This window comes from uncultured Sulfitobacter sp. (assembly GCF_947497275.1).
GTDB lineage: Bacteria > Pseudomonadota > Alphaproteobacteria > Rhodobacterales > Rhodobacteraceae > Sulfitobacter.
On record NZ_CANMFS010000004.1, the window covers coordinates 43,259 to 56,724 of the forward strand.

The 13,466-nt window shown below is 62.8% G+C and carries 13 protein-coding genes; 4 read left to right on the plus strand and 9 right to left on the minus strand.

The window, feature by feature from the left end; translation table 11 throughout:
• The first annotated feature begins 3 nt into the window (after positions 1–3).
• A complete protein-coding gene (locus tag Q1A06_RS09550; protein ID WP_299562217.1) occupies positions 4–2,340 on the plus strand; it encodes an aldehyde dehydrogenase family protein in 2,337 nt (778 codons plus the stop codon).
• A gap of 55 nt (positions 2,341–2,395) precedes the next feature.
• Here the strand turns inward: Q1A06_RS09550 and Q1A06_RS09555 are convergent, their stop codons facing one another.
• The 6 genes from Q1A06_RS09555 to Q1A06_RS09580 all read right to left on the minus strand — a co-directional run bounded on the left by Q1A06_RS09555 (position 2,396) and on the right by Q1A06_RS09580 (position 9,640).
• Entirely contained in the window at positions 2,396–3,727 is a 1,332-nt protein-coding gene (locus Q1A06_RS09555) for a pitrilysin family protein (protein ID WP_299562220.1), read from the minus strand.
• On the minus strand, positions 3,724–5,076 hold the full coding sequence (locus Q1A06_RS09560; RefSeq protein WP_299562223.1) for a pitrilysin family protein: 1,353 nt from the start codon (positions 5,074–5,076) through the stop codon (positions 3,724–3,726). The genes Q1A06_RS09555 and Q1A06_RS09560 overlap by 4 nt, the downstream gene beginning before the upstream one ends.
• 121 nt (positions 5,077–5,197) lie before the next feature.
• The gene (locus Q1A06_RS09565; protein WP_299562226.1) at positions 5,198–5,701 is read right to left on the minus strand and encodes a DUF3035 domain-containing protein; all 504 of its coding nucleotides are present in this window, start codon (positions 5,699–5,701) and stop codon (positions 5,198–5,200) included.
• Positions 5,702–5,754: 53 nt separating this feature from the next.
• On the minus strand, positions 5,755–6,267 hold the full coding sequence (gene lspA / locus Q1A06_RS09570; RefSeq protein WP_299562228.1) for a signal peptidase II: 513 nt from the start codon (positions 6,265–6,267) through the stop codon (positions 5,755–5,757).
• Between the two features lie 14 nt (positions 6,268–6,281).
• Complete coding sequence (purH, locus tag Q1A06_RS09575) at positions 6,282–7,868, minus strand: bifunctional phosphoribosylaminoimidazolecarboxamide formyltransferase/IMP cyclohydrolase (protein WP_299562231.1); 1,587 nt, start codon at positions 7,866–7,868, stop codon at positions 6,282–6,284.
• A 17-nt stretch (positions 7,869–7,885) separates the two neighbouring features.
• A complete protein-coding gene (locus Q1A06_RS09580; protein ID WP_299562234.1) occupies positions 7,886–9,640 on the minus strand; it encodes a heparinase II/III family protein in 1,755 nt (584 codons plus the stop codon).
• A gap of 162 nt (positions 9,641–9,802) precedes the next feature.
• Between Q1A06_RS09580 and Q1A06_RS09585 the strand changes: the two genes are divergently transcribed.
• Complete coding sequence (locus Q1A06_RS09585) at positions 9,803–10,435, plus strand: PhnD/SsuA/transferrin family substrate-binding protein (protein ID WP_299562237.1); 633 nt, start codon at positions 9,803–9,805, stop codon at positions 10,433–10,435.
• Complete coding sequence (locus Q1A06_RS09590; protein ID WP_299562240.1) at positions 10,407–10,586, plus strand: hypothetical protein; 180 nt, start codon at positions 10,407–10,409, stop codon at positions 10,584–10,586. The genes Q1A06_RS09585 and Q1A06_RS09590 overlap by 29 nt, the downstream gene beginning before the upstream one ends.
• Here the strand turns inward: Q1A06_RS09590 and Q1A06_RS09595 are convergent.
• Positions 10,559–11,827, minus strand: a complete 1,269-nt coding sequence (locus tag Q1A06_RS09595; protein ID WP_299562243.1) for an RsmB/NOP family class I SAM-dependent RNA methyltransferase — start codon at positions 11,825–11,827, stop codon at positions 10,559–10,561. The genes Q1A06_RS09590 and Q1A06_RS09595 overlap by 28 nt on opposite strands.
• 86 nt (positions 11,828–11,913) lie before the next feature.
• On the opposite strand from Q1A06_RS09595, the gene Q1A06_RS09600 reads away from it, so the two are divergent.
• The gene (locus Q1A06_RS09600) at positions 11,914–12,156 is read left to right on the plus strand and encodes a DUF1674 domain-containing protein (protein WP_299562246.1); all 243 of its coding nucleotides are present in this window, start codon (positions 11,914–11,916) and stop codon (positions 12,154–12,156) included.
• A gap of 13 nt (positions 12,157–12,169) precedes the next feature.
• Here Q1A06_RS09600 and Q1A06_RS09605 read toward each other — a convergent pair whose 3' ends face one another.
• Positions 12,170–12,520, minus strand: a complete 351-nt coding sequence (locus tag Q1A06_RS09605) for a dihydrodipicolinate reductase (RefSeq protein ID WP_299562249.1) — start codon at positions 12,518–12,520, stop codon at positions 12,170–12,172.
• Positions 12,521–12,612: 92 nt separating this feature from the next.
• On the minus strand, positions 12,613–13,425 hold the full coding sequence (gene dapB, locus Q1A06_RS09610) for a 4-hydroxy-tetrahydrodipicolinate reductase (RefSeq protein WP_299562252.1): 813 nt from the start codon (positions 13,423–13,425) through the stop codon (positions 12,613–12,615).
• Between the last annotated feature and the right edge of the window lie 41 nt (positions 13,426–13,466).

Sequence of the window (13,466 nt, forward strand, 5' to 3'; positions counted from 1 at the left end):
TTAATGACCGTATCCGAGATTTTTGACACCATGGACTATGGACCCGCACCCGAATCCGCCGCAGAGGCGCTGGCATGGATCGTCGATCAAGGCGGGCGGTTCGGTCATTTCATAGACGGTGCGATGACCGCCCCCAGCGATGTTTTCGAAAGCCGCAACCCGGCGACAGGCGAAGTGTTGGCGCATCTGAGTCAGGCCAGTCAAGACGATGTAGATACCGCCGTCACCGCTGCCCGCCGCGCCCAGCCGAAGTGGGAGAAATCCGGCGGTGCGGCACGGGCGCGTGTCCTCTACGCGCTCGCACGTCTTTTGCAGAAACACAGTCGGCTTTTCGCCGTGCTGGAATGTCTCGACAACGGCAAACCGATCCGCGAGGCGCGGGATATTGACGTGCCGCTGGCGCAGCGGCATTTCTATTTCCACGCAGGCATGGCGCAACTGATGGCCAGCGAACTGCCCGATGCGGCGGCCCTTGGGGTCTGCGGACAGATCATTCCGTGGAACTTCCCCCTGCTGATGCTGGCATGGAAAGTCGCGCCCGCGCTGGCGATGGGCAATACCGTGGTCCTGAAACCAGCCGAGTACACGTCGCTGACGGCGCTTCTGTTCGCGGACATCTGCCGTCAGGCGGGTGTGCCGAAAGGTGTTGTGAACATCGTCACCGGCGACGGCGCAGTGGGCGAGATGATCGTGAACGCGGACGTAGACAAGATTGCCTTCACCGGCTCAACCGCCGTTGGTCGCCGCATCCGCGAAGCGACAGCCGGGACCGGCAAGGCGCTAACGCTGGAACTGGGAGGTAAATCCCCGTACATCGTGTTCGACGATGCCGATCTGGATTCCGCCGTCGAAGGATTGGTCGATGCGATCTGGTTCAATCAGGGTCAGGTCTGCTGCGCAGGATCGCGTCTATTGGTGCATGAACCGGTGGCGGACGCATTTCATGCCAAGCTGCGCGCGCGCATGGACAAGCTGCGCATCGGCAGCCCGCTGGACAAATCCATCGACGTGGGCGCGATCGTGGATCCCGCACAGTTGCAGGCGATCACGCAACTTGTCGACGCCAACACCGCCGGTCATACCCATGTTGCCGCTGGCGCGTTGCCTGACGAAGGCAGCTTTTACCCCCCGACGCTGATCACCGGCCTGAACCCCGCCGATACATTGATGCAGGAAGAGATTTTTGGCCCTGTCCTTGTCTCGACAACCTTCCGCACGCCCGAAGAGGCGGTGGGCATTGCCAATAACTCGCGCTATGGCCTTGCCGCCACCGTCTGGAGCGAGAACGTGAACCTCGCGCTCGATATCGCGCCGAAACTGGCCGCTGGCATCGTTTGGATCAATGGTACGAACCTAATGGATGCCGCCGCAGGTTTCGGTGGTGTGCGCGAAAGCGGGTTTGGGCGTGAAGGCGGATGGGAAGGTCTTGCCGCCTATACCAAGCCGAATGCGGTCTTCAAAAAGTGGCATGCGACTGCGGCCATGACCGGCGATGGTGGCCCCTCGGACGGCATCGACCGCACCGCGAAACTGTATATCGGCGGCAAGCAGGCGCGCCCCGACAGCGGCTATTCCGCGCCGGTCTGGGCCAAGAACGGCACCCTGCTGGGCCACGCGTCACAGGCCAATCGCAAGGATCTGCGCAACGCGGTCGAGGCGGCGCATGCGGCCAAGGCCTGGAGCAGGACCACCGGCCATCTGCGGGCGCAGATCCTGTATTACATCGCGGAGAATCTCAGCGCCCGTGCGGATGAATTCACCAAGCGGCTGAACGCAATGCAGGGCGGCAAGACCGGCGCACAGGAGGTCGAAATCGCGGTGCAGTCGCTATTCACCTACGCCGCGTGGGCAGACAAATACGATGGGCAGGTCCACGGCGTGCCGATCCGCGGTGTTGCCCTCGCGATGAAAGAGCCAGTCGGCGTGATTGGTGCCCTTTGCGCACAGGATGCGCCTCTGCTTGGTCTGGTGGGTGTCATGGCGCCCGCCATTGCGATGGGCAACCGCGTGATCCTCACCGCGAGCGAGCCGTTCCCGTTGTCGGCGACCGACTTTGTGCAAGTGCTGGAAACCTCCGACGTGCCCGCCGGTGTCGTCAATATCCTAACAGGCCCGCACGCCGATATAGCCAGCCCAATGGCGCGGCATATGGACATTGACGCGGTCTGGAGTTTTTCCGATCCGGATTTGGACAGGGACATCGAAGCAGGTGCTGCGTCAAATCTGAAGCGCACCTGGGTCCAGAATGGCAAGGCGATCAATTGGCAGGACTTGGATGCCAAGCGTTTTCTTCAGGCATCGACCGAGGTCAAGAACATCTGGGTACCGTACGGAGAATAAGACGCGGATTGGCGCAACTGCCGTTTCAAACGAAAGTTGCGCCTGTTCTTGCGGATCAGTCAGTCGTTCCGTCTTCAAGGCCCTCGGGCTTGCCCACCACCACGAAATGCAGATCATCCGGCGCAAGCAAGGACTGCGCCACGCGGGTCACATCCTCCAGCGTCACCCGCTCCACGCGCTCGTTGCGTGTCTTGACATAATCGGGGTCCAGCCCGATAGATTGCATCCCCACAAGAATGCCGGCAATCGGTCCGTTACCGTCAAATCGCAGCGGGTACGCGCCCGTCAGATAGGTCTTGGCATCGTCAAGCTCCTGCTGGGTCACGCCATTCTCTGCTGCCTTGGCCCATTCGTCGCGGATCACGGCAATCGCTTCCGCGATCCGGTCGTTGGCGGAACTGACCGAACCCATATACGTGTTCGCCAAATCCCGCGGGTAGAGGTAGGAATAGACACCGTAGGTCAGACCGCGCTTTTCACGCACCTCGTTCATCAAACGGCTCTCGAAAGAACCGCCGCCCAATACCTGATTAAGCACGACGGCCGCAAAATAGTCATCGTCGTCAACCGATATCCCCGTTTGCCCGAACATAGCGACGGACTGAGGCGTATCAAAGTCCACCACCGTCGTACCGCCCTCGATCGTCGGCGTGATCTGCGGCGGCATGGAGGCACCGGTCTCAGGCAAATCGCCCAGCAGGGTGTCGATCAGGCTGCCAAGCTGTTCCGATGTGATATCGCCAACCGCCCCGATCAGAACCCGATCCTGCACGAGCACGTCGCGGTGCGCGGCCACGATATCGTCGCGCGTCAATGCGGCGACGCTTTCGGGCGTGCCTTCCTGGGGCGTGCCATAGGGGTGGTTGCCGTAAGCCATTTCCGCAAAGGTTTTGCTTGCGATCTCGTTGGGATCCTGAGAATCAAAGGCGAGACCGGACAGAACCTGTGCGCGCACCCGTTCAATATCCGCATCGTCGAAACGCGGCTTTTGGATCGCGTCGCGCAGCAGAGCAACGGACTCGTCGAAGTTCTCGGTCAGGAACCGCGCCGAAACGGTCAACTCCTCCGGCCCGGCCGAGAACCCGAATGACGTGGCAAGTGCCTCGGCGGCACGGGCAAATTCCCGGGCATCGCGATCGCCTGCACCTTCCTCAAGCAGTCCGGACATCAAATTGATCGCGCCGCGCTTGCCATCCGCATCCAGCGATGTGCCCCCCTTGAAGGCAATTTCGATGGCGACGAACGGCAGGGAGTGTTCTTCGACCAGCCATGCCTCGATCCCGCCGGGCGAGGTCACGCTCTGAATATCAACTTCGGCTTGGGCGGGCGCGACGCCGGCGAGTCCGAGAGCGGTGGCGAAGCCCAGAATAGGGATAAAGCGGATCATTGAGTTTCTCCTTCGGGGCGCGCCAGCCAGCCCGTGACGGACGCTTCGCGGCGCAGCAATTTGGCGGCGTTCATGATGTCTTCTGCTGTTACCGCATCAAGGGTTTCGGGCCAGGCCTGCACATCTTCTACCGTCAGGCCGGACGTCAAAGCGCGCCCGTAGCGGTTGGCAATTCCATCCACGTTGTCCTGTGCATAGATCTCGGAGGCCCGGATTTGCAGCTTGATCCGCTCAAGCTGTTCGGGGTCGACACCATCCTCCATAAATTCCGTCAACGCAGCATCCAGCGCCGCCTCCCCCTCTTCCAGAGAGACGCCATCGCTGGGCACGACGATCATCCGAAACGTCGTGTCATCCAGCGATACGGACGAATAATAGGCCGAGGTATACGTTGCGGCTTGCGTGGCGAATTGCAGCTTGTCCGCAAGATAGGAGGTAGTACCGCCGCCCAGTATCTCGGCGAGGATCGTCAGCGCGGCGGCGGTTTCCTGCGCGCCACTGTCACGCTCGGGCACCAGATAGCTGCGGGTGATATACGGCTGCGCCACCCGCGCGTCGCGGAAAATCACGCGCCGCTCCGCGTTCTGGCGTGGCTCTTCGGTGCGCAGACGCTCTGGCAACTCGGGGTTCGCCGGGATCGCGCCATAGTACTTCTCGGCCAGTGTGCGCACCTCTTCCGGCTCGACATCGCCGGACACGACCAGAATGGCGTTGTTGGGTGAGTAATACAGGTCATAGAACCCCAGCGCATCCTCGAGATCGAGTTCTTCCATCTCATGCATCCAGCCGATGATCGGAACGCCGTAGCGGTGGTTGAGATACTGTGCCGCACTCAACTGCTCACCGAACAGCGCCTGGGGATTGTTTTCGGTACGCTGGTTGCGTTCTTCGATGATCACATCGCGCTCCGTCGCGATGTTTTCTTGCGTCAGACGGATGTTCTTCATCCGGTCGCTTTCCATCTGCATCATCAGCTCAAGCCGGTCCGCCGCGATCCGCTGGAAATAGGCGGTGTAATCGTAGCTGGTAAAGGCATTGTCGCGCCCGCCGTTGGCCGCAACCGTCGCCGAAAGCTCGCCCGCCTCCATCTTGTCCGTCGCCTTGAAGAGCAGGTGTTCGAGGAAGTGCGCAACGCCGGACGATCCCTTCGGTTCATCCGCGGACCCGGCACGGTACCAGACCATATGCTGCACAACCGGCGCGCGGTGATCTTCGACGACCACGACCTGCATGCCGTTATCCAGCACAAAGTCTGTCACGCCATCCTTCGTCTGCGCCATCGCGGTGGCGGGCAGCAGGCTAGCCGACAAAAGCGCCGTTCGGGCAAGGTTTCGGGCAGATCGCAGCATAAGGAAATCCTTCTTTGGTCAGCACCACGGGGCGCGCACCCTATAGGTACGCTGTGCCCTTGCCGGATCAAGCGGCGCGGTGGTTTCTCACAGATATGTAATGCGGTTTGATCGCGGTCCGCTACTCTGACGGCGGCGCAGACGGGGTGCGGGCGCCTGCGCGCCGCCATCGGGCACGCTCTGCCTGCGCATCCAGCGCCTCGCTGCGGTAGGCCTGATTGTAGCGATCCACCGGTACAATGCGGTACTGGGTGAAGCGCGCCTTGCGGCGACGGAACTGCGCATCGGTTTCGGCGAGCGATTGGCGGATGTCGTTCGCAACGCCAAGGCGACTGGCATATTGCACCAGCGCGCCGTCACTCGCCGGAATCGGACCGTTCGGATCAGTCTGCGCGCCACCGAACGCCTGCATGCCCTCGGCAAGGGCGCTGCGGTCTGTGCGGTTGCTGCCGCCGGGGGTCGGCGTCGGCAGGGCGGTTAGGTTTTGCGGCTCCTGCAAGGGTGCCACTGGCCGGATCCCAAACTCGTCCGGCCCCTTGGACGTGCCGCGCAATTCGCGCAGGCCCGTGTTTGCACAGCCTGCAACGAGCACAGGCACCACCAAAAGCAAAGCAAACTTACGCATCAAAGGTCTCCAAACCGTCGTTGCCCTTCAGTATCGCAGGCAGACCCGCAATGTCACCCGACTTTTTTACCGCGACGCGATTGCCGCTTTTTGCCGCCGCTGTCCCTGTCGCCGTCGGCAAACAGGATCAGGCCCAGCGCGCCCGCGAAAATAAAGATATCCGCGACGTTGAATACAAAGGGATTGTTAATGCCACAGCAAGACATGTTCAGAAAATCAAGGACGTACCCATAAAGCAGCCGGTCCACCACATTGGCGAGCGCACCGCCCACCAGCAGACCCGCGCTGATCCGCGCAACCGTGCCAAGTGTATTGCGTCGTGCCCAGACCAGAACCGCCGCGCAAATCACCAGCGCGACACCGATCAGGATCCAACGGCTTGCGTCGCTACCATCGCCCAGCAGGCCGAAATTGATACCCCGGTTCTCTCCGTAACGGAAATTAACCAGCGGCGGCAGCACATCAATTGCGCGCACCCGGGCAAGCTCCATCATATGGATGACGATATACTTGCTGATCTGGTCGAGAGCGAAGGCTGCGAAGCCGGCCCAGAAGATCATGCGCATCGGTGTGATCCTTCTCAGTGGCGGAAATGGCGCATGCCGGTAAAGACCATCGCCAGACCCGCGTCATCCGCAGCCGCGATGACTTCGTCGTCACGCATCGAACCGCCCGGCTGGATCAGTGCGGTGGCACCCGCCTCGGCGGCTGTGATCAACCCATCGGCGAAGGGAAAGAACGCATCCGACGCCACGACAGACCCCTGCGTCAACGGTGTGGGAAGGCCCATAGCCAGGGCCATGTCCTGCGCCTTGCGCGCAGCGATGCGGGTACTGTCCACGCGGCTCATCTGGCCTGCGCCGACGCCGACGGTCGCGCCGTCCTTGACATAGATGATGGCGTTGGACTTGACGTGTTTGGCCACGGTCCATGCAAACAGCATGTCGCTGAGTTCCTGTTCGGAGGGCGCGCGTTTCGTCACCACCTTGAGATCCTCGCGGCTGATCCGGCCCACATCGCGGTCCTGCACCAGCCAGCCGCCCGAAACCTGCCGTGCCGACAACCGCGCGGCGGTAGGATCGGCCAGCGCGCCGGTTGTGAGCAAACGCAGGTTCTTCTTCTTTTCGAACATCGCGATCGCATCGACGGTCGCGTCCGGCGCAATGACGACCTCGGTGAAAATGCCGGTAATGGCCTCTGCGGTTTCGGCATCCAGCGTCTGGTTCAGCGCGATGATCCCGCCGAATGCGCTGGTCCTGTCGCAATCGAACGCGCGGGCGTATGCGTCGGCCAAAGTGGCTCCGCGCGCCACACCGCAGGGGTTGGCATGCTTGATGATCGCGACGGCGGCGCCGTCTTCGGGCGCGAACTCCGAAACCAGCTCGAACGCGGCATCGGTGTCGTTGATGTTGTTGTAGGACAATTCCTTGCCTTGATGCTGCTTCGCCGTGGCGACGCCCGCGCGCGCAGAGCCATCGGTATAGAACGCCGCCTGTTGGTGCGGGTTCTCGCCGTAGCGCAGCGTCTGCGCCAAAGTCCCGCCAAAGGTGCGCCGCCGTGGCGTGCCGCCAACCGCGTCTGCCATCCAGGTGCTCACTGCTGTATCGTAGGCCGCCGTGCGGGCATAGGCCGTCTGCGCCAGCCGCTGTCGCAGGGCATAGGTCGTCTGCCCGTCGTGCGCCTCGAGCTCATCCAAAAACGGCGTGTAATCCTCGACGTCCACGATGACGCTGACAAACCCGTGGTTCTTGGCGGCGGAGCGGATCATGGCGGGACCGCCGATGTCGATGTTCTCGATCACCTCGGCGTATTGCGCACCCTTGGCAACGGTTTCCTCGAAGGGATAGAGATTGACCACCACCAGATCAATGCCGCCGATCCCATGCTCCTCCATCGAGGCCACATGCCCGGCGTCATCGCGCAGCGCCAGAAGTCCACCGTGAACGACAGGGTGCAGCGTCTTGACACGACCGTCCATCATCTCGGGAAAGCCTGTCACCTCGGCGACATCCTTTACCTTCATCCCCGCATCGCGCAGCGCCTTGGCCGTACCGCCGGTCGACAAAAGCTCGACCCCGCGCGCGACCAGAGCGTTTGCGAAATCAACCAGCCCGGTCTTGTCGGAGACGGAAAGAAGGGCGCGTTTTACGGGGGTCAGGTCAGCCATGATAAGGGTCCTCTGGGTCAGTCGTCCGCAAGGAACGGATCATCCCGTTCCAGATCACGCACGCCAATCGCAGTTTCCTGCGCTTTGGACAAGGACCAGCGCACCCGCGTGACCGGATTTATCGCGCGCGCCGTGAGAATGATCTGCATCGACGCGCGCGGTTTGAGGCGCGTCGTCTCCAGATACGCTGCGGGTTCGAGCCTGAGCAAAGACGTGCCGTCGTGTCGGAAAACCCATATTTCGCCGGACTTCAAAGCCATCGACACGGCCGCACCGCCCAGATCCAATGTCGCGTCGACTTCCGGGTGCAAATGAAATCTGATTTCGAAACCGATGCCCTTGAGCTTGGTACGGTCCAGCGCGCGGTCGAAACGGCGCTTGTCCGCGTCTTCGATGGCGATCAGCATGTCCTCGCCCGCGACGGCACGCCCATCATGGGTCAGCTCAAGGGTGCGCGCGTGGGTCAACCCGTGCGTCAGGACATAGCCGTCGTGGCCGCCCTGAAACTTCATACCGTCCGAGACAGGTGTAATCTCGACCGGCACATGGGTCGGCCCGTCGATCAGCGCCTCCGCGCCGCTGCGTTGATCCGCCGTATCGAGCCGCGCGCTGGAATATCCCCCAAGGCTCAGCGCGGAGTGCGACGGCGTCGCCCGCCCCGCGCGCCGCCATTCAATCCCGAACGACGCGCCCGAGCCGCAGTTGACGATCAGCGGACGCCGCCCCGACGTGAGTTCGAAAGCCAAGGTTGAGGCATGGGCATTGGCGGCGGCATCTCCAGAAGGTGGCGGGCTGGCATCAATGATAATGCTGGTGCGCCCCGCCGACAGTCGCGCGAATCCCATCGAAAGCCCGTCCGTCTGGGTCGAGCGCACCCCCGAAGACGCCAGAGCGTGATCAAGCCACCCTTCGGCCCCGCGCCCGCCGCCGTGGAACCGCGCGAGCCCGCCATCAGAATGGCGCAACGTGCGCAGCGTGGGCGCGATCCGTCCGATCGCTGCCAGTTGCGGCTGTGGCGTACCGCGCCCCGCATCGCTCAGCGCCGCTGCCGCCCAAGTCAGCAATGTGAAAACATCGAGCAGCTCTTCGGGATTGCGCGTCGGCAGCCCCCCCTGCGCGTCGATCTGCGTGGCACATTCGCGCGACAGAGCCTTTACGGCGGGATCGGCAAGGCTTTCCAATCCTTCCAGTGACAAACCGGCGTAAATCAAACCCGTGAGCGCCTCGAACCGTGCAAGGCCGGGGGCCGCGGCGTGCCAGCGTTTCGACAAGAAGCGCGTCTGTTGGTCGAGCGACCGATAGAACGCCACACTGTCCGGCGCATGTACACCGCTACCATGCAGCAAGAACAAAGCATGGTTGATCCAGCGGATCAGCCTGCGACCGGTCAGATCCGGGCTCCAACCGGGACCGCGTCCCTTGCCGTACAGGTCGATCCATTGCCAAAGCCACGATTGCGCGGCCCGGCGCGCGGCGCTGTCTCCGACAGCCGCCAGATCGTCGAGCCAGGCAAACCCGTGCAGCGCTTGCGAGAACGCGGCATCCGGCGCCTCGATCTCCCACGGGCTTTGGCCCGGCGCGCTGACAAGGCTGCCCGCGAACAGAAAGTTGCCGGCGATCAACTGACGTCCGCGCGCGAACGATCCGATCGTACGCGGCTCGGGTGACGATACGAACCCACGTGCCTGACCGCCTCCCCGTGTCGCCGCGCGGGCGTACAGACGGTTCAACAGATGCGCCTTGCGTGCGTTCAGCTGGGGAAATCGGGTCATGTGCTCTGCCTATACGCTCTGAAGGCGTTTCGGGCAGCTTAACCCGAGGTCCTCGGGGAGTCACCGGTTTTCGCGCGAGGACAGTCGCACGACCCGCTGCGCTTTGCCGCCGCATCTCCTGATCCGCCCGCAAAGCCCGTGCAGCATGACCCGGAACAGGGAGTGACCGAAGTGATTGCCAGCTTGCCGATGTACGTCCGACCGGAGCTACAGACGACCCACCAGCGGTACTGGGGCGCGATCCGGTGCGCATTGGCGCAGCGCGGCATCGAGAGTTCGCCGGATCTGGCGCAAGGTACGGCGTTGGAAAAGGTCTGGAACGATCCGGCGCTGGTGCTGAGCCAGATATGCGGGTTGCCGTACCGAACGCGGCTGCACGGCAAGGTCGGACTGGTCGGCACGCCGGATTACGGATTGCCGGGTTGCGCTGCGGGGTATTACCCATCCGTGATCGTGGTGCGCAAGGACGACCCGCGCACCGCGCTCGGCGCCTTCGGGAATGCGCGAATGGCCTGTAATGCGGTCGGATCGCAATCGGGCTTTGCTGCGCTCTATGCCCATCTTGCACGCGGTGGGAACCGGATCGCGGATCGACGGTGCAGTGGTAGCCATGTCGCCTCCGCCCGCATGGTGGCGCAGCACAGCGCCGACATCGCGGCAATCGATGCGCAAACCTGGCGATACATCACCCGCTTTGACCCTTGGGCCGAAAAACTGCGCGTTCTGGACCGAACGGCCCCGACGCCCGGTACCCTACATCACCAGCTTGTCCAAGGATACCAATGCGGTCTTTGACGCGGTATCAGAGGCCATTGCGGGCCTGTCTCACAGCGACGCGGACGCGCTGTGCCTGCGGGGCATCGTGCGCATACCGGCGGAGACCTATCTTGCCGTGCCGACGCCGCCTGCCTCAGCGTTTCAGGCCTTGCGCAGACAGGCGATGTAGAAGCCGTCCATGCCCCCCAGATCGGACCAGAAGTCAGGCCGCAAACGCAGCCCGCCTTCTGACGAGATCCACGCGGGATCGATGCCCGGCAAATCAAGCGCGCCCGCGTCGACGGACATATCGGGATGCCGTTCCAGCGCCTCGTCGATCTGAACCTCGCCCTCGTCGGGCAGCAAGCTGCAGGTGCAGAACACCATCCGGCCTCCGGGTTTGAGCAGCGACCACGCATGATCCAGCATCTCTTCCTGCAACGCTATCAAGGTCCCGAATTCTGATCCGTCCTTTGCGTGCGGCAAATCGGGGTGGCGGCGGATCGTGCCGGTGGCGGAACAGGGAGCGTCCAACAGGATCGCGTCGAATGCACCCTGAAACTGGCGCGCGTCCTTGACGAAGGTACGGGCCGTCAGTCCGGTCCGGGCGAGATTTTCCTTGACCCGTTGCATACGCGAATGGTTGTCGTCCACGGCACGCACCTCCGCACCGGTGGCCGCCAGTTGCATCGTCTTGCCGCCGGGAGCGGCGCACAGATCAAGCACCAGTTCGCCCGCCTTGGCATCCAGTATCTTGGCGGGCAAGGCTGCCGCGGCATCCTGCACCCACCAGTCGCCCTCGGCAAATCCGTCCATGGCGGAGACCTGCCCGCCCTCGTACACGCGGACCGAACCTGTCGGCAAAAGCGTCGCGCCCAGGCGTTCGGCCAATGCTGCCGGATCGCCCTTTGCCGTCAGATCAAGAGGCGCGCCCTTGAAATGTGCCATCTCGATCGCGCCTATAGTCTCGCTGCCCCATGCCTCGACCAGCGGCCCGCGCAACCATTTGGGCAAGCGCGGCGCGCGTCGGGCCGCCCATGCGCCAGGACCTTCCGCAGCGACCTTGCGCAGCACCGCATTGGTCAGACCCTTAAGATGGCCAAGATGCTTGTGGCCCGCGACAATCGTGACCATCGCATTGACCACACCATGCGCCGCGCCGCCGGTGCACAATTCCACGGTACCCACACGCAGCGCGTTCTGCACAGTCATTGGCGGGTATTTATTAAGATGTTTTTGCAGGATGCGGTCGGCGCGCTCCAAACCGCGCAGCGTATCCTGCGCCAGACGTTGCGCGCGCGCGCGATCGTCCGACGGCAGCTTGTCGAGAGCCCCGGCAGCCAGCAGTTCGGGCATCAGCTTGCCTTCGCCCAGCACCTGATCCAACAGGTAAACGGCGGATTTGCGGGCCTGAACGCCGGTATCTGACATGTGTTTCGCCTTTTGCAGTGGGGTCTGGCGGTTGTCTGAGGCAAGGGACGACGTATATCAAGAGGCAGATACGAAAGGAGCCACAGATGGCCAGAGACCCAAGCCCCCGTGAAAAACCGATTCCCGACAATCCCGTGCCGCCAACACCAACGCCGGAACCGGATCTGCCGCCGCCGTCCGCCGCCGCCCAGCGCGCTCTTGCCGAAGCGGCCGAACGACGTGCGCGTGAAACGCCGATGGACCTGCCGCCCGAACTTGGTGGGCGTAATGGGCCGGAGCCGGTCCGTTACGGGGATTGGGAAAAGAAAGGGATCGCGGTCGATTTCTGACCGCTCCCGCGTTTTAGCGCAGGGTAAAATCCGCGCTGTCGCCCGTGCCTTGGTCCGATGTAAAGCGGATCTTGCGACCGTTTGCGGTCACCTCTTGGCAGTTATAGCCCAGATCGTCGCCGCCCCACGCGAGGCTGCGGCAAAAATATCCGTTCTGCCATGACCAGCTGCCGGTGACCTCCCACGCCGCTCCCATCCCCGAAATCGCTCCGCCGGGTGCCACTTCAAGCCGGACAAGCGGACGAGTCAATGTCTTGCCGGTGACAAGCTGTTCGAACTCGGAGACACTGTCGATCTTGGCGAATTCCGCGCTCGCCGGGGCAGCCAGCATCGAGATGATTGCGACGGTTAGCAGGCCTTTCATGGGTCATATCCTCCGTTTGTGCTTTGGAAGATATACGGAGCGGCCCGCGCGATGGTTTCAAATCGGTCGAAGATTCTTGCGCCGAGGGTCGGCTATTTCAGGCCAAGAACGTCCAGCATATCGTATTCGCCGGGTTCCTTGCCCTGACCCCAGATCGCTGCTTTGAGCGCGCCGCGCGCGAAAAGTCCCCTGTCGGAGGCGACGTGGCGCAGTATGATCCGCTCGCCCGCGCCCAGAAACATCACGTCATGTTCACCCACGACGTCGCCGCCACGGATCGCGGAAAAGCCGATGTCGCCCTTACGACGCGTGCCGGTAATGCCGTCACGCCCCGAATCGGTTACATCAGGCAAAGACACTCGACGCCCTTCGGCGGCGGCCTCTCCAAGCATCAGCGCCGTGCCGGAGGGGGTATCCACCTTTTGGTTATGGTGCGACTCGACAATTTCGATGTCGAAATCAGCGTCGAGCGCCGCCGCGACCTGTTTGGTAAGCTGGGTCAGCAGATTGACACCAAGGCTCATGTTGCCGGCCCTGACGATCACCGTCTTGCGCCCTGCCGGAGCCAGTTCGGCAATCTGTGCCTCGGTCATGCCGGTGGTACCGATAATGTGTACCACCTCGGCCTCCGCCGCCTGACGCGCAAACGCGATCGTGGCTGCAGGCGCGGTAAAGTCGATCACCGCATCCGCCACGGCAAACGCAGCAGCCGCGTCATCCGTCACCTGCACACCCGCATCCTGCCCCCCCATCGCAGCGCCCACGTCCTGCCCGATCCATGTGTGGCCTTGCCGCTCTACCGCGCCTGCCAGGTGGGTCTGGGGTGAATTCTGTACCGCATCGACAAGCATGCGGCCCATCCGACCCGAAGCTCCCGTGACGGTGATGCCGATTGTCTCTGCCATGCGTGATACCTCCGGGTTTCGCGTGCCTGCGGTGTAGCGCG

Coding starts and splice junctions, on each gene's coding strand:
- purH (WP_299562231.1), bottom strand. CDS start 7,868: ATGGCTGACCTGACCCCCGTAAAACGCGCCCTTCTTTCCGTCTCCGAC.
- Q1A06_RS09565 (WP_299562226.1), bottom strand. CDS start 5,701: ATGCGTAAGTTTGCTTTGCTTTTGGTGGTGCCTGTGCTCGTTGCAGGC.
- Q1A06_RS09605 (WP_299562249.1), bottom strand. CDS start 12,520: ATGAAAGGCCTGCTAACCGTCGCAATCATCTCGATGCTGGCTGCCCCG.
- Q1A06_RS09600 (WP_299562246.1), top strand. CDS start 11,914: ATGGCCAGAGACCCAAGCCCCCGTGAAAAACCGATTCCCGACAATCCC.
- Q1A06_RS09555 (WP_299562220.1), bottom strand. CDS start 3,727: ATGATCCGCTTTATCCCTATTCTGGGCTTCGCCACCGCTCTCGGACTC.
- Q1A06_RS09595 (WP_299562243.1), bottom strand. CDS start 11,827: ATGTCAGATACCGGCGTTCAGGCCCGCAAATCCGCCGTTTACCTGTTG.
- Q1A06_RS09580 (WP_299562234.1), bottom strand. CDS start 9,640: ATGACCCGATTTCCCCAGCTGAACGCACGCAAGGCGCATCTGTTGAAC.
- dapB (WP_299562252.1), bottom strand. CDS start 13,425: ATGGCAGAGACAATCGGCATCACCGTCACGGGAGCTTCGGGTCGGATG.
- Q1A06_RS09560 (WP_299562223.1), bottom strand. CDS start 5,076: ATGCTGCGATCTGCCCGAAACCTTGCCCGAACGGCGCTTTTGTCGGCT.
- lspA (WP_299562228.1), bottom strand. CDS start 6,267: ATGCGCATGATCTTCTGGGCCGGCTTCGCAGCCTTCGCTCTCGACCAG.
- Q1A06_RS09550 (WP_299562217.1), top strand. CDS start 4: ATGACCGTATCCGAGATTTTTGACACCATGGACTATGGACCCGCACCC.